Raw genomic sequence first — 19,074 nt, 5'->3', positions numbered from 1 at the left:
CCAGCGACAGGCAACGCTGCCGGTCGCTCGGAACGGCCTGACAACGTTGCCATGCACGGGTGTTGAGTGAAACGCGTGTGCTTATGGCATGTCAACGAGGCCAACAGGACTTTGTGAGCGCGAAGTTCACAGACTTGCACTGTCGGCGCCACTGTTCCGTGCTGCGCGCTGCGCGCTGCGCCAGATCCGATGGGCGGCCCCTGATCCCTCACACATCCGGCGCTCGCCCCCGGCTCGGCCCCGCGTGCGGACCTCCGCGGTCGAGGGCGCAGACCCGCCCCCTCCGCCGGACCAGCTACGAGCCGCCCCGAACCTCAGGGGATTGGCGATCCCTCAGCGGCTGCTTCCCCACCGCCGCCACGAGGGCGCACCGCCCAAGACACGTACGAGAGCCAGGCTTCTCCCATCACGCCGGAACGTCATCCACGACCTGTCCCGCCACGCCCGACCCGACCGCACGCCCCTCCGTCAGCATTCACCCATTCGCAAACGCATCGATCCAAAGACACATCGCCCGAGGCATTCAAGCAGGAACATTGATGGATAGAAGGTATGAACACCACTTTCCCCGACCTATGTCAACTCTTCGGCGCTTTACCACGCCAAGAGTCACCCGATGGGCAGGGACGGGCGCGGGAGGGGGCCGGGCGCGCCACGCGCGCCGTGCATCTGCGCCGGGACCGCTCCGACGCCTACGGATGTCCCGTGACTCGGTGACATCTTTGTGAACTTCCACATGCACGAGCCGATCTCATTTGACTTGCGTGTGACACCAGCCGAAGACGGCGAAGAACGCTGGAGCGGCAACCTCCTCGCCCTCCCGGATCGAGCCTCAGCAGCGCTGACGCGGTACCGAAGAATGTCGAAGGTGAAAGCAGTTGTCGGCCACTACAGTTGAGCCGACGATCGAGACACGGGGGCAGTGATGACTGGTCAGTGGGAGACACTCGGCGAGGCAAGCGGCATCGAGGCGTACGTGCACCGCCCGACGGGTGAACTGCGGGGCGCCGTGGTGGTTTGCTCCGAGCTGTATGGAATCAACGCCTACGTAAGAGAGACCTGCGCGGAGTTGGCGGCGGCCGGCTACACCGCGCTGGCGCCCGACTACTACTGGCGCAATGCTCGCCGCACCCAGCTCGGTTACTCCGCCGAGGAGCGCGAGGACGGCCTGGTGCTGATGCGCGCGCTGGACCGGGACGAGCTGGTCGCTGACGCTTCCGCGGCGCTGGGGGCGGCACGCGCCGAAGCAGGCGAGCGGGGCGTGGCGTTCCTCGGCCTGAGCATGGGCGGCCACATCGCGCTGCGGGCGGCGACCGAGCTGAGCTTCGAGTTGGCCGCGGTCTTCTACCCTGGGTGGCTGCTGAACAGCGGTTTCCCGTTGGTCGGTCCCGTGCCCCCGCTGGAGACCAGCGAGCGGATCGCCGCGGGTGGCGCGTTCGTGCTGGGCTTTCGCGGCGAGCTGGACCACATCATTCCGGCCGAGGAATGGGAGCAGGCCGAGCAGCGACTCGGCAAGGCCGAGGTACCGCACGAGCTGGTGACCTACCCGGGTGCCCGCCACGGCTTCGCCTGCGCCGACCGCCCAGCTGACTACGACCCGCAGGCCGGCGCCGACGCCTGGCGGAAGGTGTACGCCGCCTTGGCATCACACCTGTAGGTTCGCACCCGCACGAGGTGGACAGTCCGGCTGGTGGTCAGGACGACGACGAGGGCCAGGAGGCGTAGCTGGACCACCGGCGCACCGGGCACACGGGGCGAACAAGCCATCGAGCCGGACATACCGCTCAACAGGCAGGTGCGGACCGGGAGGTTCGCCGGGACTACCGGGTGGTGATCGCCAACGAGACGCCGACGTCCTGCTGTTGGGACCCGAGCACGCCGCGCGCCGCGCTGATGGGTTTTGATCTCGGCGAAGACGGACTCGGCCTCCCGGCGTTCGCGGTGGAGGGCGGTCAGCTACCGGGCCGGATACCGTCGGGCGTCCAGCAGGGTGGGACCAGGCGATAGCCGCCGACTGCACCCTCACTGACCCGGTCCGTGAGCATGGCAACCAGCAACCAGTATCCCGGGGGCGTCCACCCGCCTTCGCTCTGAGCACCCCGCCCGTCAAAGATCTTCGACAGAGCCGAAAAGCTGCCGTCACGCAGCAGCTTGCCCGAGAGGTGTCGCGCGCAGGAGGTTCAGGAGCGTGTCCTTGGCGACCCGGATCTTCAACGCTGCAGCCGGACGAGCGCCTGGGCGACCCGCCAGACACAGCGCGATCGGTTCAAGCGCGCTTCGCAGCAGCGCGGTGCAGCGGGCATGAGGGCTGGTCAGCCCGGGAACCTGCTCCGCGAACGTCACGGCCGGGCAGAGGGAGTTGAGGTATTTGAACCGGCACACGGCCAACTCGATCACTCCGAACGCGCCATCCAACGGAGCGTCGGCCAGCCGACGGGCGTAGCGACCGTGCACTCACCACGACGGCATCCCGCGCCTCGCGCATCTCGCCGGGAGTGTCTGACAGGACGTACGCAACGCGATCGTCCACAGATGTCCCGCCTGGCAGCCCTCCGGCCGGCCGGGTAGGACTGAGGCTGGCCGCGGACAACAGTTTTTGCATTGCCGTGACGCGCAGTGAAGCAGTAACGTTGATCATGTGACTGCCGGGTCGGCCATAGGCCATACACGAGTGAGGCACCCGGCCTCGGCGTGAGCACGAGGCGGGCAAGAGCCCCGCCTCTCCTCCGTGTCTTCCCTCCCAGCGCCCACACGCGGCGCTCCACAGCGGATCCAAGAACTCGGAGACACGTCCACGCATGCCACATGCCCAGCAGCACCAGCATGAACCCGAACTGCCGTCCACCGTCCAGCTGAACCACGCCGCCGTCTACGCTACGGACCGGCAGTTGTCGGCCGAGTTCATCGCCGCAATCCTGGGTCTGAAGGTCGGCGCCCCCTTCGGGCCGTTCTTGCCCGTCGACTTGGGCAACGGTGTGACACTCGATTACTACGAGAAGCGCGACGAGCCGATCCAGCCACAGCACTACGCGTTCCTCGTGCCCGACAAGCAATTCGACACCATGATCGCCCGCCTGGAGAGGGGCGGGGTCACCTACTACGCCGACCCGCACCACTCCGAGCCCGGCCAGATCAATCGCCTCTTCGGCGGTCGCGGCGCCTACTTCGACGACCCGAACGGCCACAACATGGAGATCATGACTCGGCCATATGCCCGCCCGTAACAGGGCGCCGAGCGGGGTCAGGTCCTCCCCGCCCTGCGACTCCCCAGCACCCCGCCCGAACCAACTCCCGGGTATGCGAGGTAGCTGGGGAGCCGCTTGGCCTCGGTGTCCGCTCGCACTCAGCGGGCCGAATTCGCCAACAGTGCCGCTCGATTGCCGGGGACGGGGCACCATTAGCCGGTCATCCCCCGCAAGGGCGCCCCGAACATCAAGGGCCTGGGCACACTCCGCTACGTCGTGGAGCAGACCTTCGCCCTACTCCATCAGTTCAAGCGCCTCGCCGTCCGCTGGGAACGCCGCACCTAACTCCACGACGCCTTCGGCTCGTTGGCTTCCAGCCTCATCTGCTGGAGACGCCCCAAGAAAGCCCACGTGTGATTCTTTCACGCACTCATAGACCGCTACGCCTGGAAGGACGCGACCTGGTCCGGCACCAAGAAATCTGAAGCACAGTCCGGGCACGCCGTGCGGCCGAACAGATGGGTCAGATGGTCTGCGGCCGCTGGCTGCCCGGCCCTGACGGCCAGACCGTGCAGCCGAGATGCTAGCGGCGGCAGGTCCTCGGGGGCTGCCGGGCGGATCCCGGTGAGCATGGGTCCCTCGCGGCCGACAACCCGAAAGCGCGCGTTCGGGTCCCGCCGGCGGGTGCCTGGCGGCTTGCGGGAGAGGTCGATCTCCAAGCTCAGTGCGCAGGAGGGGCACACCACGGGGTGCTCCTCGCGGCGCAGGCTGCGCCTCCATACTGGCACCCCCTCGAAAGCCAAGAGGTGCTCCAGCCAGTACAAAAAGTCATCTTCATCGCCCTCGAAGGGCCGTGCCATCGTGTGGTTCCGGGTCAGCTGGTGCAGTTCGTTGATCGCAGCCGGGTAGCGTGCCTGGACGTAACCAGGCTCTCGGAGTTGCTGTTCCTCGACGACGATGCGGCCGGCCAGCGCAAGGGCCTGCCAGCGGCCGCCCGGTTTGCGACCAGTGGCGATTTCCGTCAGAACGGGCAGGGCGGCAAAGCTGGCCTCGTACACCGACCCCTGGTGGTAGAGAGAAGCCCACAGCTCCTCCCACGCCACGTCAGCCACCTCTGGATCACCGATCTCGTCAAAGAGCCGTGGTAGGTCGGATGCGGATCCATAGGCGTGCTTCAGACGGGACCAGTCCAGGGGCATGCCCGCAATCATCCCAGCCGCATCCGACCTGCACCTCGTGCCTCATCAATCCCACCAACAGGATCGTGTTACGACTTCATAGGGTCGCCGACCCCAGAATCTGCCACGGCAGGGTTTTACTTATGGCCCCTAAAATTATCCAAGATGGAGACTGGAAATACCCTGATCAGGCCGGCAATTGGGGATGATCGACGACTCGGGGGTTCGACTTGCCTGAATACAGAAATCACCGAAGAGTAGATCTGGTAACAGCCCGATCGCTGCTCCCTCGGACGGCCAGGCCGGCGTGGAATATGGGATCGCCGAGCGCGCCGACGTCGTCCACAGGGAATATGGCGGGCCCGTCGGGGTGACCGACTCCGAGTCTCGCCCCCACCCCAGAGCTGCGTATCGCATCAAGGCCGCTGAGTCCTCCCAGGCAGCCGTCATTCCTGGCATCTCTGCTGATGTGAGCGTGACATTTGACGACAACACCTGGGGGGATATCCCCATACCGATCCTATGGTGCGCCGGATCGCGCCCCGTTGGGGGGCGAAACTAGCGTCCAGCCATGACTTCGACTCTGCGAAAACGCATCGCCATGGCGGTCGGTGTCGCTACCCTGCTCGCCGCCGAGGTGGCCACCGCCGTCGCCCAGCCCGCCGGTCACTCCCCTGTGGAGCAGTTGCGCCAGGACACCGAGGCGATCCACGCGCTCGGTATCAGCGGTGTGCAGGCCCGCGTGATCGCGCCTGACGGTCGGCAGTCGGTCGCCACCAGCGGCACCGCCGACCTGAACACCGGCCGCCCGGTCCCTTCCGACGGCTACTTCCGCATGGCCAGCACGTCCAAGACGCTGGTCGCCACCGTGGTCCTCCAACTGGAGGCGGAGGACAGGCTGTCCCTGGACGACACGGTCAACCACTGGCTGCCGGGAGTGGTGCAGGGCAACGGCAACGACGGCAGCCGGATCACCATCCGCCAACTGCTTCAGCACACCAGCGGCATCCACGACGACCTGCCCGGATACAACACGCCGAAGGAGTACTACCGGCAGCGCCACGACGTCTATGGCCCCGAGCAGTTGGTTGCCCGCGCCATGGCCCACGCGCCCGACTTCCCGCCCGGCGAGCACTGGACGTACTCCAACACCGGCTACGTCCTGCTCGACCTGATCATCCAGAAGGCCACCGGTCAACCTGCCCACCAGGAGATCCAAGACCGCATCCTGCGCCCGCTCGGCCTCGATCAGACCCGATGGACGGGCACCTCACCCACCCTGCCCCGGCCGCACGCCCAGGCCTACCAGCTCTTCGGCCCCGGTTCCCGGGTGGACGTCACCGACCAGATACCGGTGGACAACGAGAACCTCTCGTGGGTCACAACCACACGGGACGAGAACACCTTCCTCCGCGCACTGCTCGCGGGCCGCCTGCTACCGACGCGGCAGTTGGCCGAAATGAAGCAGACCGTCCCCGTGAGCGCCGAGGTCCAACAGCTGTGGCCCGGCGGCCGATACGGGCTCGGACTGGCCGAACGCCCCCTGAGCTGCGGAGGAACCTACTGGAGCCACGAGGGTGGAGACGGCGGCTACATCACCCTCAACGGCGTCACCGACGACGGCAGGCGAAGCGCCGTGGTCTCCATGTCCGAGGCACGCGGCGACACCTGGGAGCACATACTGGACCAGGAGAACACCGCCAGCACCCTGATCGACCACGCACTGTGCACCAGGGGCCCCAGCACCCCGTGAGCGGAGGCGCCGTAGCGGTGGCCAGTGGGCGGTGACCTCGGCGCGGTGATCGACATCTGCTCGAGGAAGGTGGTGGGCTGGTCGATCAACGACCACATGCGCACCTCACTGGTCACCGACTCCATCGAGATGGCCGTGGCCACCTGTGGCGGCCGGGTCCACGGCATCGTTCTCCACGCCGACAAGGGCGTGCAGCACAGTGCGGCCGCCTTCGCCGAGATGTGCCGGCGGCACGGCATCCGGCGCAGCACGGCCCGGATCGGCCCAAGTCATGACAATGCCGTCGCCGAGTCGTTGTTCCAAGGCCTCAAGCGCGAGTTGCACCACGGAAGGCGCTGGACTTCGAAAGCACAGACTCGGCTGGAGCTGTTCCGCCGGCTGTCGTACCGCAACCGGCGCCGTCGGCATTACGCGCCCGGCTACCTCACACCGGCCGAGTGCGAACAGCAACGGATCACGTCACGTACGCTGCACTCGTCACATGAAACCCGGCGTCCACGCCCCGGGACCAACCTCAACCGTCATCGACACCCGCTCCGGATGCGAAGGCGCTCGGGCCGGACGGGAGACAGATGTGGCGCTCGACGCCGACATCGACGCACTGCGCGACCTCCGCCTCGACAAGCCGAGCGGTCGTTCGCAATCCGGCTGATCGCAGTCGAGGGTATAGACCTCGCCGGCTGATCCCCGGGCTCGACGAGTCTGGGTTTGGTCGTCGTGGGGCAACTCTTTGAGCCTGATCGTGCGGTCCTGGCTTGTCGCGTGGTCAAGCCGATGGTTGGTGCCGTCGCGGTAGTTGCGCGGGAATCGCGAGGCACACAGGAGCCATCTCCTGTCCGTTCGCGAACCACATCAGGCCGGGGTGCGAGTACGAATCACCCCGAGGATTTGACCGCCGACGGGAGTTGAGATGCGCGGGCGGTGTTCTGGCGACGGGTTCGGTAGCGGCCCGGCGTCGTTCCGATGATGTTGGTGAACGCTGAGATGAAGCTGCTGGGGTTGGCCCATCCGCAGGCGTAGGCGGTTTGGGTGGTGTCGTGGCCGTCGGCAAGGAGCACGAGCGCGTGGTAGATGCGTAGCTGCGTGCGCCACTCATAGAAGGTCATGCCGAGTTCGTTGCGGAACAGTCGGCTGAGGGTTCGGGTGCTGGCTCCGATCGTCTTCCCGAGTTCGGCCAGCGTGGCGTTGTCTGCCGGCTTCTCGTACAGCATCCGGGCAATGGCTTGCAGTCGGTCGTCCCGTGGGTCCGGCAGGTGCAGTGGCTGTTCGTGTGCTTCGCGGAGTTCATCGACGAGGACGCGAAGGAGGCGAGAGCGCGCGGAGCGGCTGTAGTCGGGCGCGGTGTCGTCGTAGTTGCGGGAACCGGTCAGGGCGAGCAGGACCTCGCGGGCGAGGTCGGAGGCCAGGAACACGGCGGGATGGTCTGGTACGAGCCTGGCGAGGGATGGCGCGAGAAAGACGATCCGCATGTCGGTGTCGCCGTGGGCGCGGTGGTGGTGCGTGAACCCGACGGGGGTCCAGGCGACCCGGTTGGCGGGAACGATCGACGTGCCGCGCTCGGTATGAACTGTCAAGACACCGCCGGCTGCGTATACCAGGTGTCCCCGTGCGTGCGACTGCACTGCGCTTGTTTCGCCGGATGGCCAGAGGTGGCGCCCGCCCGACGGCCACATATGCGACGTCACACCGGCGTTCTGGCGAGGTTGGCGGCGAACAGGCATCAGTTGGCATCGTAGCGTTAGCCAGCCACACCTGGATCTGGTGACACTGCCTCCATGCGGAGTGGTCTTCAGTCGCGCAGAGCGCCCGACCGAACCACAGGTCATCAAGGCAGCGTGCCTCGATGCCGCGACTTGAGAGAGGGAGAAACGCATGGCGACGTTCGTCCTCGTGCCCGGCGGCTGGCACGGCTCCTGGTCGTTCGAGGCGGTGGTTCCGCTGCTGGAACGTGCCGGGCATGCCGTTCACGCCCTGACCCTGACCGGTCTGCGACCGGACGACGACAACGCGACGGTCGCGACGGCCAACCTCGACACGCACGCCGACGACGTATTGCGGCTCCTCGATCGCTCCCACATAACCAGCGCGACACTGGTCGGCCACAGCTACGGCGGCATGGTGATCGCCGCCGCCGCCGATCGCGCTGCCGGCCGGATCTCACGACTGGTGCATCTCGACGCCTACGTACCACGCGACGGCGAGTCGTGCTGGTCGTCAACGACCGAGCGCTACCGGGAAGCATTTACTGCCGGCGCTGCGAGCACCGGCTATGCCGTCCGACCACCGGACGGCGGCGATCCCCGCCGCCGTCCCCATCCCCTCGCCTCGTTCCTGCAAACGATCCGGCTCACAGGCACACTCGCCCGGGTCCCCCGTCGGGAGTTCATCTACTGCTCGGGATGGGAGGACCGGACGCCGTTCGCTGAACTCCGCACCCGGCTCCAAGCCGATCCCGAGTGGCAGGTCCACGACCTGCCAACCGGCCACGACGCAATGCATGAGGCGCCGGAGGCGGTCGCCGCACTACTGCTGGGCGAATGCCCCGCGGATGCGTCGACGCTCAGACGACAGGCTTGCCATTGACGGCCGTACAAGCGCAGTTGATCCGGCCTTCAATCATTCATGCCGTCGTCTGGGGCCACGGCGATCCCGGCGGGCCACGGGCCACTCACTCCGCGCGGACGGCCGGGCTCGGGACACCGAGCCACGCCGCGGCAAGTGCGGCAGCCGCCGGCGTGGTGTCGTCCCGGACGAGGGCCCGGACGTGCCAGCTGTCCGCGAGCAGGTGGCGGAAGGTGGCGCCGCCCTGGTTCCCGGTCGCGCCGGTGACCAGGACCGTCTTGCCGCGAAGAGTCTTGGAGGAGTTCATGTCTCGGCTCCTGTCGTCGTCGGGATGCGGTTGGAAGACCCGCGAGCAAAAAACGCCTTGCCGTGCGGGTCCGGCAGTTGAAGAAGCACCTCTCCCAGGCACTCGGCGAGGCCGCCTCGGCCGAGTCCGGCCTGGGGGCGCCAGCCGACATCGACCAGCTCCAGCAACGCATCACGATGCTGGAACAGAACCTCGCCGACATCCAAGGTCAACTCGATGAGCGTGCAGATGAGCTGGAGGCTGCCCGAGCGGCCGACCGAGAGCTGACCCGAGCCCTGAACCAGCGTCCCTGAACGTACTCTCCACGGATATACACTCAGAGTATATCTCGGGTGTATGGTACCTCTCATGAGTGTTCCTCTCACCCTGTTGGGGCTGTTGGAGCGGGAGCCGAGCCACGGCTACGACCTCAAGCGTGACTACGACGCCTTCTTCGGCCGAGGCAAGCCACTGCCGTACGGTCAGGTCTACACAACTCTTGGCCGGTTGGCGCGGGACGGGAAGGTGGTGGCCGGCGAGGCGGAGCCCGGGGTCGGCCCCGAACGCAAGCGCTACGTGATCACCGAGGCCGGGGCGACGGAGTTCGAGACCTGGCTCACCGAGCCGGTGGCCCCCGAGCCCAATCTGCAGACCGTGCTGTTCACCAAAGTCGTACTGGCCCTGATGCTCGGCAGGGACGCCCAGCAGTACCTCGACACCCAACGCGCCGCGCACCTGCAGCGGATGCACGAACTGACCCAACTGCGCCGCACCGGCACGCTCGTCGACGCCCTGCTCGCCGACCACGGCCTGTTCCACCTGGAGGCCGACCTGCACTGGATCGAGCTGACCGCGGCCCGGATGGACGCGCTCACCGAGGCGGTGCGCGCATGACCGCCCTCGTCGAGGCCCGCGATCTCACCCTGTCCTTCGGTGAGACCCCTGCCCTGCGCGGTGCCAGCCTGGCCGTCGAGGCCGGCGAGGTGATCGCCGTGATGGGCCCGAGCGGCTCGGGAAAGTCCACCCTGCTGCACTGCTTGGCCGGCATACTCACCCCCGACTCGGGCGAGGTGCACTTCGACGGACGCCGTATCGACACCATGAACGAGGCGGACCGCAGCGCGTTGCGCCGCGACACCTTCGGGTTCGTCTTCCAGTTCGGCCAGCTCGTCCCCGAGTTGACCGCCGAGGAGAACGTCGCCCTGCCGCTGTTGTTCTCCGGCATGCGCCGCGCGGCCGCGCTCGCCGAGGCCCGGCCCTGGTTCGCCCGGCTGGGCCTGGACGGCCTGGAGCAGCGCCGCTCCGGGGAGTTGTCGGGCGGTCAGGCGCAGCGGGTGGCACTGGCCCGCGGCCTGGTGGCCCGGCCCAAGGTGCTGTTCGCCGACGAGCCGACCGGAGCGCTGGACTCGCTGACCGGCGAGCAGGTGATGGAGCTGATGGTGGACGCGGCCCACGACGAGGGCGTCTCCGTCGTCCTGGTGACCCACGAGCCCCGGGTCGCCGCGTACGCCGACCGGAAGGCCATGGTCCGGGACGGAAAGGCCAGCCTGCTCACGACCGGACGGATCGCATCATGATCGCCTTTGCCCTCCGCCTGGCGGTCAGCGGCGGCCGGGAGGCGGTCGCCCGACTGGTCATGATCGCCAGCGCGGTGGCCATCGGGGTCGCGCTGCTGCTGTCGACCTTCGCCGGCATGAACGCCGTCGACCGGTCGAACCAGCGGCAGTTATGGCTCGACACCGGCGCCGCGAGCCGTACCGAGCAGACGTCGGTGGCCCCCCTGTGGTGGCGGCCGCACGGCGACTACTACGACGGCACGTCGCTCACCGAGGTCGACGTCGCCTCGACCGGCCCGGACTCGCCCGTCCCGCCCGGCCTCGCGCACCTGCCGGCGCCCGGCGAGTACTACGCCTCCCCCGCGCTGGCCCGGCTGATCCGCGACACCCCGGCCGACCAACTGGGCGACCGCTTCCCCGGCCGACTCGCCGGCACGATCGGTGACGCCGCTCTGCCCTCCCCGGACTCGCTGATCGCCGTCATCGGTCGCACCCCGGCCCAGATCAAGAGCGAGCCCCAGGCGAGAGCCGTCACCACCATCGCCACCGCCCTGCCGCCCGCCTGTGACAGCGCCTGCTACGGCGAGGGCATGCACGGTGACGCCATGACGCTCGTCCTCTCCGTGGTGGCCGGCGCGCTGATCTTCCCGGTGCTGATCTTCATCGGCACCGCCACCCGCCTGTCCGCCGCCACCCGCGAGCAGCGATACGCGGCGATGCGGCTGGTCGGCGCCACTCCCCGGCAGGTGTCGGTGATCTCGGCGGTCGAGTCCACGCTGGCAGCGGCCGCCGGGACGGTGGTCGGCTTCGGGCTCTACGCCGCACTGCGCCCGCTGGTCGCCACCATCCCGTTCTCCGGACAGCGGTACTTCCTCTCGGATCTGACGCTCAGCGCGCCTCAGGCCCTCGGCGTCGGCCTCGGCGTGCCGGTGGCGGCGGCGATCGCGGCGCGGCTGGCGCTGCGCCGGGTTACCGTCTCCCCGCTCGGCGTGACCCGCCGGGTGACCCCACGCCCACCGCGCGCCTGGCGGCTGATCCCACTGCTGGCGGGCCTGGCCGAGCTGGCGTACTTCGTCGGCCGCCGCCCGGCGACCGGGAACGGCCAGGCCGCTGCCTACCTCCCCGGCTTCCTGGTGGTGATGCTGGGCCTGGTCATCGCCGGGCCGTGGCTGACCATGACCGTCGCCCGGGCGGTGGCCCGGCGCACCCGCCGCCCGGCCGCCCTGATCGCGGTGCGTCGGCTCGCCGACGACCCGAAGGCCGGCTTCCGCGCGGTGAGCGGCCTCGTCCTGGCCCTGTTCGTGACCACCGCGACGGTCAGCATCATCGGCACCATCAACCACTACCGCGGCACGCTCGACGGTGACCGGCAGACCCGGACGGTGATCGAGGACGGTGACTTCGGCGAGGCGCCGCTGGCCGGGGGCGTCCCGGCGCGACTGATCGCCGAGGTGCGGGCGATCCCAGGCGTCCGGGGCCTGGCCGTCGTCCACACCAACCCCGACGGCGTCGGCAGGGACCCGGCCCGTCCTGGCCCGGCTACGCCGGCACTTGTGACCTGCTCGGACCTGGCGCAGATCCCGATGGTCGGCCGCTGTCCGGCCGGGGCGGGCGTCGCGGCCGTCGACTCCTTCGCCTTCGTCCGCCTGCAGTCGCAGCCGAGTCACCAGTGGCCCCCTGCCGCGATCAGCACAGCCGCCGTCGCCAAGCTGCCCACACAGCAGGTCTATGTAGCCACCGACGGGTCGACGGCATCGATGGAGCGCGTGCGGACGCTGCTCTCCGCCGCCTACCCGCGCCACCAGGCCCGCGCGGTCGGCGACTACGGCACTGGCCTCCAGCAGGAGCTGGCCAGTTGGCGGCAGCTGGCCAACGTAGTGCTGCTGACCACACTGCCGATCGCCGGTTGCAGCCTGGCTGTGAGTGTCGTCGCGGGCCTGTCCGACCGCAGGCGGCCGTTCGCGATCCTGCGGCTCACCGGCGCGCCGCTGCGGCTGCTGCAGCGCGTGGTCGGCCTGGAGAGCGCGCTGCCACTGCTGGCCGTCTCCGCGATCGCGATCGGCACCGGCTTCGCCGCGTCGGCGATGTTCCTGACCTCGCAGATGCACTACGACCTGATCTCGCCCGACGCGGCGTACTACGCACTGGTCGCGGGTGGACTGGGCGCAGCGCTCGGGATCATCGCCTCCACCCTGCCCCTGCTCAAACGCATCACCGGCCCCGAAAGCGCCCGCAACGGCTGACGCGCCAGCGGCCCGCCGCGGCCCTGGACGATCGAACGCCGTCCGGGGCACCGCCGTGTCAGCTGTCCGCAGCGGACTGCGGATTCGGCCCGATCAAGCCGTTGACCTGCAATGAACATGCTCAAAGCATTCAAGGGGCCCTGTCAGAGCCCTTCTGATCGTCATCACAAGATCGCCAACAACCAGAGACCCAAGAAAAGGCGGGCTGGGTCGGCTACCCAACGCAGGGCGTGGCCCGGTTCTGTCCGAGAAGCCCAGGGAGAGTCCGTGACAAGCACGCCGTTCATGAGCCAAGATCCGATGACGCGCCGTCGCATACTCGGGGCCGCGCTCGCAGTCGGGGTCGCCGTGCCGGTCGGCCTCGCCCACCCCGCGTCGGCGGCTCCGACCACGCCGGGCCCGGTGCAGCTCACCCTCCCGGTGCCCACCGGACCGTACCCGGTGGGCACGGTGTCGCTGCACCTCGTCGACGGTTCACGTCCGGATCCCGTGGCCGGCCCCGGGCATCACCGCGAGTTGATGGCCTCCGTCTGGTACCCCGCCCGGCGCGTCGAACGGTATGCACTGGCCCGCTGGACGTCCCCCGCCGTGACCCGAGCGCTCCTCGCGACGGCGGGGGGATTCCCTGCCGACGTCGCGGTGGCGCCGCTCACGGCCGGCCACGAGGGTGCCCCGGTGCTGCGTACCGGCGGACGACTGCCCGTCGTCGTGTTCTCGCACGCCGCGCACGATCACCGGTCGGACACCACCATCGTGGTGCAGGAGCTTGCCAGCCACGGGTATGTGGTGGTGACGGTGGATCACACGTACGACGCGTTCAGCGAGTTCCCCGACGGCCGGCTCACGGTCCCGCTCGGCCGACCCGCCCTGACACCACCGGACTTCGCCACGGACATCCGGTTCGTCCTCGACTGCATCGAGGGCCTCGCGGCCGGGCGTAATCCCGACGCCGAACAGCGGCCGCTGCCGGCCGACCTGCCAGGCGCCCTCGATCTCCACCGCATCGGCATGTTCGGCTGGTCGAAAGGTGCGACGGCGACGGCTTTCGTGATGAGCGAGGACCGGCGCGTCCGGGCCGGGCTGAGCTTCGACGGGCCGATGCAGCCGGTGATCGCCACCGACCTGGACCGGCCGTTCATGATGATGACCGCCGAGTTCACCCGGGCCGCGCAGCCGAGCGTCGCCGAGTTCTGGTCCCACCTGCGGGGATGGCGGCTCAACATCCAGGCCGAGGGCGCGGTGCACTCGTCGTACGCCGACGTCCAGTTCCTGATCCCGCAGCTGGCACAGGCCGTCGGGATGAGCGACGCGGACCTGCAGGAGTGGATCGGCACCCTCGATCCGGCCCGGGCGGTGCGGATCCAGCAGGCGTACCCGCTCGCGTTCTTCGATCTACACCTGCGGCACCGCCCGGGGCATCTGCTCGACGGCCCGAGCTCAGCCTTTCCGGAGGTGAAGTTCATCCCGTGACGCGACGACCGCGCGCGGCTGTGCGGTACCGACGGAGACTTCCAGGAATTGCCGTGTCCGGCCGGCCGCGGCTTCCGCAAGGACGGCCACCCGCACAGCCCCTCCGTCGCCCGGTCGGCGCTCCTGCCACTCGCCGTCGTTCTCCTCAGGTCGAGCGTTCGCGCAGCGGCTGGCGGCCGGTCTCCTGCGGGCGGAGGAACGCGTAACGGCCGAGTCGATGTGGTCGAACCTCACCGATGCCGTTCGGGGAGCCGGGCCGTCCCCCCACGCCCCCACACACGCCCCTGCGCGCCCGGGCCCTGCGCGCCATCAACCACGCACTGCCCGCCCACCGACCGCTATTGGGTCAGGCCGGCTCTGCACCGGTCAGGGACAGCCATGTCTCCTCGTCAACGGCACCGGTGGCGGACAGCCCCCGCCGACGCTGGAAGTCCCGCACCATCTGCTGGGTGGCGGCGGTGTACGCCCCGGTGATGTCGGAGGGCTGCCCGGCGCGGTGCAGAAGGTCCTGGACCGCCTCCACCTGCGGGCCCGTGTCCCCCGGGGCCACAGGGAGGACCAGCATCCGCCAGGTGTCCTTGCCGACCTTGCCGTCCGGCTGCAGACCATTCTTCTTCTGGAACGCGATGACATGTGCTCGGGTCTCCGGGCCGAAAATGCCGTCCGTGCGCAGGTGCCGGCCCCGAGCCTTCAGCAGTCGCTGGACAGTCCATGCCAGGGAGGACGTCTCTCCCTTGCGCACCAGCGGCCAGACCGTAGCGCTCGGCCGGGCCGGTGCGGCCGCCGGCTTCACCGTGCGGCCGCTGTCCAGCATGTCGCGGCCGGCACCCCAGACAGCGATTACGACACCTGCCGCCACCGCCGCAACCAGAAAGACACGCCGTACGCCACGGCCGTTCGGCAGCCAGCCGTTTCGCACCGGCGCCGACCCTGCCCCGGCGGGCCGCTGATCAGAGCGGGTGTCGCGAGCGAGCGCGAGAGCCTTCTCCAACTCCTCGGGCGGTGCGCCGAACGCCTCGTGCAGGGCCCGCACGGCGTCGGCGGGCGCCGTCAGCGGGTGAGCCGGACTGAGATACCGCGACAAGGTCGTCTGGGTGACGCCGATGAGCCGGGCGAGCGCCGCCTGGGTCGGTTTTCGCCCTCCCTCCCGAACGGAGTTCTCCCACCACCTCCGCAGCAGCGCCGACAGTTCCCGGCCCGCCGGGTCCGCCGACCCCTCCGGCAACGCCTCGGCCATGTGCCCCTCCCGCGATTCACTGGCGTGCGTAGCCGCACGCCAAAGGCCTGCATGAGTGCATGCATGATTCCGCATCAGGCGGATGGCCAAAGCCGCACGGGCATGGCGTCGCGGTGCCGCATGGTGGTTCCGGGCGGCCCGGGCCGCCCGGTCTCCGCAGCTCCCGCAGGGCTGCCACGACACACATTGTCGTCCCCCAGGACGAGGGGCACGGAACCGTAGAAACCCCCGAAGGAGTGATCACTCATGTCCAAGAGCTCGCCCAGCCGTGTCCGGGCCACCCTGATCAGTGCCGGCGCCCTCGCCGCACTGGCGACCGGTCTCATTGCCGCCCCTTCACATGCCGTTGCCCCGGCCGACCCCACCCCGGGCCGCAAAGGAACCACTCCCGCGCACCACACGGCCCCCCGGATCGATGCCCACACCACGCTCAAGTTCATCCGCAATAGGTCCAATCCGCGGCACTCACTGCTTCAGGTGGTGCGTTACGGGCGGGTCGCGGCCGAGTTCCGCGCTGGATCCGGAGCCGGGCTCGGGGAAAAGAACGATGCGGGCCGTAACGAATGCGCCTCGGGCAAGGGGTGGCTGCCGAAGGGCACTTACACCGTCGGCCCCCTCCACACCCGCTACAACGGTCGTCTCATCAAGGGCTACGCCATCCCTCTCAGCACCCAGGCCTGCTCCGACAAGACGGCGCGCAACCAACTGTTCATCCACAGCGAGATGACCCGCAACGGCGGCCAGGCGCCGGCGGTGCGCGGCAAGGACGTAGCCCAGCGCTGGGACGCGGACTACGACTACGAGAGCGCCGGCTGCATCAAGCTCGCCCCCAACGACATCAAGAAGCTCTTCCGCAACCTCGACCGGTACCCGCACCCGACCAAGCTCACCGTCGTCTGACCCTGCTCCTGCCCATACCAGGCCGCGGGAACGGGCACGCCCCCATCAGCGTGCCCGCTCCCACACGAGGCCAGCCTGCCCGCCGAGCCGGATGCTGGGTTCGGCGGGCACCGGCACACGCACCGGCAGGTCAGTGCCAATTGGCCGTCGCAACGGTGGTGTCCGCACCACCGTCGTAACCGTCAGATGGTAAAGACGGCGGTCATACCGGGCGTGGTCAACGCAGTCACGGGCGCAGTCGAGCGCCGGGCAGCTCCTGGTCGCAGGCGGGCCGCGGACGGCAGGAGGTCGCTGTCCTGGGGCAGCAGCCAGAGCACGGCACCGGCCGCTGTCGGGGGCAGCTGGTCGGCCCGGCGCGTCACGTCGGCGGCCACTGCGCGGGCGTGGCCGGTCAGTTGCGGCCCGATCTGCCCCAGCTCGCACGGCGCCAGGTCCAGGGTCTTCCACGCGAGGACGGCGGTGACGAGCGCCTTGTACGGGGCGCGGTCGAGGGGGAGTTCCGCCTCGACCAGCCCCTTCGGGCGCCCTGTCTTCCCTAGGTTGCGGGGAAGACAGGGCACCAGGCGTGCCCACTGCCCGTCGGTCAGCAGGCGCAGGCGCCGGCTCGTGGTCACCGGGGCTGATAGGCGGTGGCCAGCACAGAGACAGTGACCCTGTCGGGCAGGAGGCCGTCATCGCTCAGGTCTGCACGGCTCAAGTGGCGTGCACTCGGCGTCATCCCCACCAAGTCCAGGGCTTCCAGCCCGACCAGGGCCATGGGGTATTCCACCTCTTCTGTAACGACGGCCTCCAAGTAGGGGTCCAGCGCCCGGTGTAGGCGTTGTTCCTTGGCCGGGTCGATGGTGACCACCGCAGGCACCCGGCCGCGTAGCTCGGCGAGGTGCCGCCCAGTCGGACGGACCACGATCAGCCGACCAGCCGGGCGGAGTACCCGGTGGAACTCAGCTGGATTGCGCGGGGCGAACACGTCCAACACCACGTCGGCCACCGCGTCGGCCAGCGGGAAGGGACGGAAGACGTCCCAGGTCGCCGCAGCGGCTCGTTCATGGGCTCGGGCTGCGGAGCGCAGCGCGCCCACCGACGTGTCCAGGCCCAGACCTCGGGCGCCGGGCAGCTGGTCGAGAACGCCGGCCAGGTAGTAGCCCGTGCCGCACCCGACGTCCACGACCGTGCCCCGCTCAGGCACGGAGCCGGCCGCCAGGCGGGCCACGACTTTGCGGATGGGCGCGTACCTGCCGGTGGCCAGGAAGCGGTCCCGAGCCTGGACCATGGCGGCGTCGTCGCCGCTGGTGGCGCGGTTGCCCGTCAGGAGGCTGGCGTAGCTGTGGCGGGCGATATCGAAGCTATGGTCCGCCGGGCAGCACAGCGCACCGCGGTCGGGGTACAGGCGGCGCGTGCGGCACGTCGGGCAACGCAGCAGGTCGAGGGAGAGCGCGAGGGCAGGGGGAAGCAACACGGGCACGAGGCACTCCTGGCAAGGACGAAGGGAAGGGACCGTGCCTGCACGCACACACAAAGGGTCACTGCCTCGGGAAGGAACGGGCAGTGCCGGGAACGTAGTTCACGCAGCAGGCACACCAAGGAGGGCGATGCCGTCCGGCATCGCCCTCATCGCCTTCCGATCACAGGAAGCAGCAGTGCGGGGTGCTCATGAATGCCACGCCATGAGTTTACGAGCCTCGACAAAGCCCTTCATGCCCACCGAAGTTGAGAGACACGACCTAAAGCCCATGCCGTGACTCTGTTGGCGATCTTGTGAGGGGTGCTGACGCGACGTCTGTTCTGCGGTTCGCTGGAGTGAGGCGGGGTGGTGTCTCGGGGAGGGGCCCGGGGATGTCGTTGCGGCCGAGGAGTTATCAGCGGATTCCGACGCGGACGGTGCTGACAGCGTGGGCGGCGTGTCCGAAGGGAGCGCCGGCGATGCTGATGCGGGACCGGTTGGACGTGGTGTTCGAGGACGAGGACTTCGCGGAACTGTACCCGCGTGATGGGCGCCCTGGTCTGTCGCCTGGGCAGTTGGCGCTGGTCAGTGTGTTGCAGTTCGCGGAGAACCTGTCCGACCGCGCTGCCGCAAATGCGGTCCGCACTCGGACGACTGGAAATATGCCCTCGGCATGGAGTTGGACGATCCCGGGTTCGATCACTCGGTGCTGTGCGAGTTCCGGGCCCGGCTGGCCGAGGGGGATGCGGCCGACCGGCTGCTGCATGTGATGCTGAACCGGCTGGTCGAAGCCGGGCTGCTCAAGGCCGGAGGCCGCCAGCGCACCGATGCCACACACGTGCTCGCCGCCGTCCGCAGGCTCAGCCGCCTGGAGTTGGCCGGCGAGAGCCTGCGGGCTGCACTCGAGCAACTCGCCCAAGCAGCCCCGGACTGGCTGCTGCCGCTGGTGGAGCCGGAGTGGGACAAGCGCTACGGACGCAAGGTCGAGATCGGCAAGGTCCCTGGCGGGAAAGCCGGAGTCATCGCCCTGGCCGAGGCTTTCGGCCGGGACGGATGCAAAGTCCTGGCCGCCGCCTGGGCGCCCACCGCCCCGCCCCGGCTGCGCGCGTTGCCGCAGGTGGAGATCCTGCGCCGGGTGTGGGTGCACCACTACTACTGGGATGCACGCGGACGCCTGCGCTGGCGCGACGGCCACGCTCTGCCTCCGGCGTCGCTGCGGTTCGACTCCCCGTACGACACCGACGCGCACTACTGCGTCAAGCG

17 protein-coding genes and 2 pseudogenes are annotated in these 19,074 nt (G+C 69.0%); 12 read left to right on the top strand and 7 right to left on the bottom strand.

What is annotated here, in order from left to right; translation table 11 throughout:
- The first annotated feature begins 925 nt into the window (after positions 1–925).
- Positions 926–1,657, top strand: coding sequence for a dienelactone hydrolase family protein (locus ACIPSA_RS48240; protein WP_402647852.1), 732 nt, complete (start codon positions 926–928; stop codon positions 1,655–1,657).
- Positions 1,658–2,139: 482 nt separating this feature from the next.
- Here the strand turns inward: ACIPSA_RS48240 and ACIPSA_RS48235 are convergent, their stop codons facing one another.
- Positions 2,140–2,454 carry a hypothetical protein gene (locus ACIPSA_RS48235; RefSeq protein WP_402647850.1) on the bottom strand — a complete coding sequence of 105 codons (315 nt, stop codon included), beginning with the start codon at positions 2,452–2,454 and terminating at the stop codon, positions 2,140–2,142.
- A 344-nt stretch (positions 2,455–2,798) separates the two neighbouring features.
- Between ACIPSA_RS48235 and ACIPSA_RS48230 the strand changes: the two genes are divergently transcribed.
- Positions 2,799–3,224, top strand: a complete 426-nt coding sequence (locus ACIPSA_RS48230) for a VOC family protein (protein ID WP_402647847.1) — start codon at positions 2,799–2,801, stop codon at positions 3,222–3,224.
- Between the two features lie 401 nt (positions 3,225–3,625).
- Here ACIPSA_RS48230 and ACIPSA_RS48225 read toward each other — a convergent pair whose 3' ends face one another.
- Positions 3,626–4,384 (bottom strand): hypothetical protein, encoded by a 759-nt coding sequence (locus ACIPSA_RS48225; RefSeq protein WP_402647844.1) that lies wholly within the window; start codon positions 4,382–4,384, stop codon positions 3,626–3,628.
- 550 nt (positions 4,385–4,934) lie between these two features.
- Between ACIPSA_RS48225 and ACIPSA_RS48220 the strand changes: the two genes are divergently transcribed.
- Both ACIPSA_RS48220 and ACIPSA_RS48215 read left to right on the top strand, forming a co-directional pair.
- Entirely contained in the window at positions 4,935–6,116 is a 1,182-nt protein-coding gene (locus ACIPSA_RS48220; protein WP_402647842.1) for a serine hydrolase domain-containing protein, read from the top strand.
- Positions 6,117–6,137: 21 nt separating this feature from the next.
- Positions 6,138–6,587, top strand: a pseudogene (locus ACIPSA_RS48215) (transposase); the annotation flags it as partial.
- Positions 6,588–6,991: 404 nt separating this feature from the next.
- Here the strand turns inward: ACIPSA_RS48215 and ACIPSA_RS48210 are convergent.
- Positions 6,992–7,738, bottom strand: a complete 747-nt coding sequence (locus tag ACIPSA_RS48210) for an AraC family transcriptional regulator (RefSeq protein ID WP_402647948.1) — start codon at positions 7,736–7,738, stop codon at positions 6,992–6,994.
- Between the two features lie 250 nt (positions 7,739–7,988).
- Between ACIPSA_RS48210 and ACIPSA_RS48205 the strand changes: the two genes are divergently transcribed.
- Complete coding sequence (locus tag ACIPSA_RS48205; protein ID WP_402647840.1) at positions 7,989–8,699, top strand: alpha/beta fold hydrolase; 711 nt, start codon at positions 7,989–7,991, stop codon at positions 8,697–8,699.
- A gap of 85 nt (positions 8,700–8,784) precedes the next feature.
- On the opposite strand, the gene ACIPSA_RS48200 is transcribed toward ACIPSA_RS48205, so the two are convergent.
- Entirely contained in the window at positions 8,785–8,985 is a 201-nt protein-coding gene (locus ACIPSA_RS48200) for an NmrA family NAD(P)-binding protein (RefSeq protein WP_402647838.1), read from the bottom strand.
- Positions 8,986–9,062: 77 nt separating this feature from the next.
- Between ACIPSA_RS48200 and ACIPSA_RS48195 the strand changes: the two genes are divergently transcribed.
- The 5 genes from ACIPSA_RS48195 to ACIPSA_RS48175 all read left to right on the top strand — a co-directional run bounded on the left by ACIPSA_RS48195 (position 9,063) and on the right by ACIPSA_RS48175 (position 14,233).
- A complete protein-coding gene (locus ACIPSA_RS48195) occupies positions 9,063–9,278 on the top strand; it encodes a hypothetical protein (RefSeq protein WP_402647836.1) in 216 nt (71 codons plus the stop codon).
- A 55-nt stretch (positions 9,279–9,333) separates the two neighbouring features.
- Positions 9,334–9,858 (top strand): PadR family transcriptional regulator, encoded by a 525-nt coding sequence (locus tag ACIPSA_RS48190; protein ID WP_402647834.1) that lies wholly within the window; start codon positions 9,334–9,336, stop codon positions 9,856–9,858.
- On the top strand, positions 9,855–10,541 hold the full coding sequence (locus ACIPSA_RS48185; protein ID WP_402647832.1) for an ABC transporter ATP-binding protein: 687 nt from the start codon (positions 9,855–9,857) through the stop codon (positions 10,539–10,541). Before ACIPSA_RS48190 ends, ACIPSA_RS48185 begins: the two co-directional genes overlap by 4 nt.
- Positions 10,538–12,763: an FtsX-like permease family protein gene (locus ACIPSA_RS48180; RefSeq protein WP_402647829.1), complete on the top strand. Its 2,226-nt coding sequence runs from the start codon at positions 10,538–10,540 to the stop codon at positions 12,761–12,763. The genes ACIPSA_RS48185 and ACIPSA_RS48180 overlap by 4 nt, the downstream gene beginning before the upstream one ends.
- Before the next feature lie 267 nt (positions 12,764–13,030).
- On the top strand, positions 13,031–14,233 hold the full coding sequence (locus ACIPSA_RS48175; RefSeq protein ID WP_402647826.1) for an alpha/beta hydrolase family protein: 1,203 nt from the start codon (positions 13,031–13,033) through the stop codon (positions 14,231–14,233).
- A 346-nt stretch (positions 14,234–14,579) separates the two neighbouring features.
- Here the strand turns inward: ACIPSA_RS48175 and ACIPSA_RS48170 are convergent, their stop codons facing one another.
- Positions 14,580–15,470: a peptidoglycan-binding protein gene (locus ACIPSA_RS48170; protein WP_402647823.1), complete on the bottom strand. Its 891-nt coding sequence runs from the start codon at positions 15,468–15,470 to the stop codon at positions 14,580–14,582.
- 246 nt (positions 15,471–15,716) lie between these two features.
- Between ACIPSA_RS48170 and ACIPSA_RS48165 the strand changes: the two genes are divergently transcribed.
- On the top strand, positions 15,717–16,370 hold the full coding sequence (locus tag ACIPSA_RS48165) for a L,D-transpeptidase family protein (protein ID WP_402647822.1): 654 nt from the start codon (positions 15,717–15,719) through the stop codon (positions 16,368–16,370).
- 182 nt (positions 16,371–16,552) lie between these two features.
- Here the strand turns inward: ACIPSA_RS48165 and ACIPSA_RS48160 are convergent, their stop codons facing one another.
- Complete coding sequence (locus ACIPSA_RS48160) at positions 16,553–16,930, bottom strand: hypothetical protein (protein ID WP_402647945.1); 378 nt, start codon at positions 16,928–16,930, stop codon at positions 16,553–16,555.
- Between the two features lie 50 nt (positions 16,931–16,980).
- Positions 16,981–17,832, bottom strand: a complete 852-nt coding sequence (locus ACIPSA_RS48155) for a methyltransferase domain-containing protein (RefSeq protein WP_402647820.1) — start codon at positions 17,830–17,832, stop codon at positions 16,981–16,983.
- A 652-nt stretch (positions 17,833–18,484) separates the two neighbouring features.
- Between ACIPSA_RS48155 and ACIPSA_RS48150 the strand changes: the two are divergent.
- Positions 18,485–19,074: pseudogene (locus ACIPSA_RS48150) on the top strand (IS1182 family transposase); the annotation flags it as partial.

The organism is Streptomyces sp. NPDC086549 (genome assembly GCF_044746205.1).
In the GTDB taxonomy this organism is placed as follows: domain Bacteria; phylum Actinomycetota; class Actinomycetes; order Streptomycetales; family Streptomycetaceae; genus Streptomyces.
The sequence above is the reverse complement of the archived record's forward strand: the minus strand, read 5'-3'. Positions and strand labels throughout refer to the sequence as shown.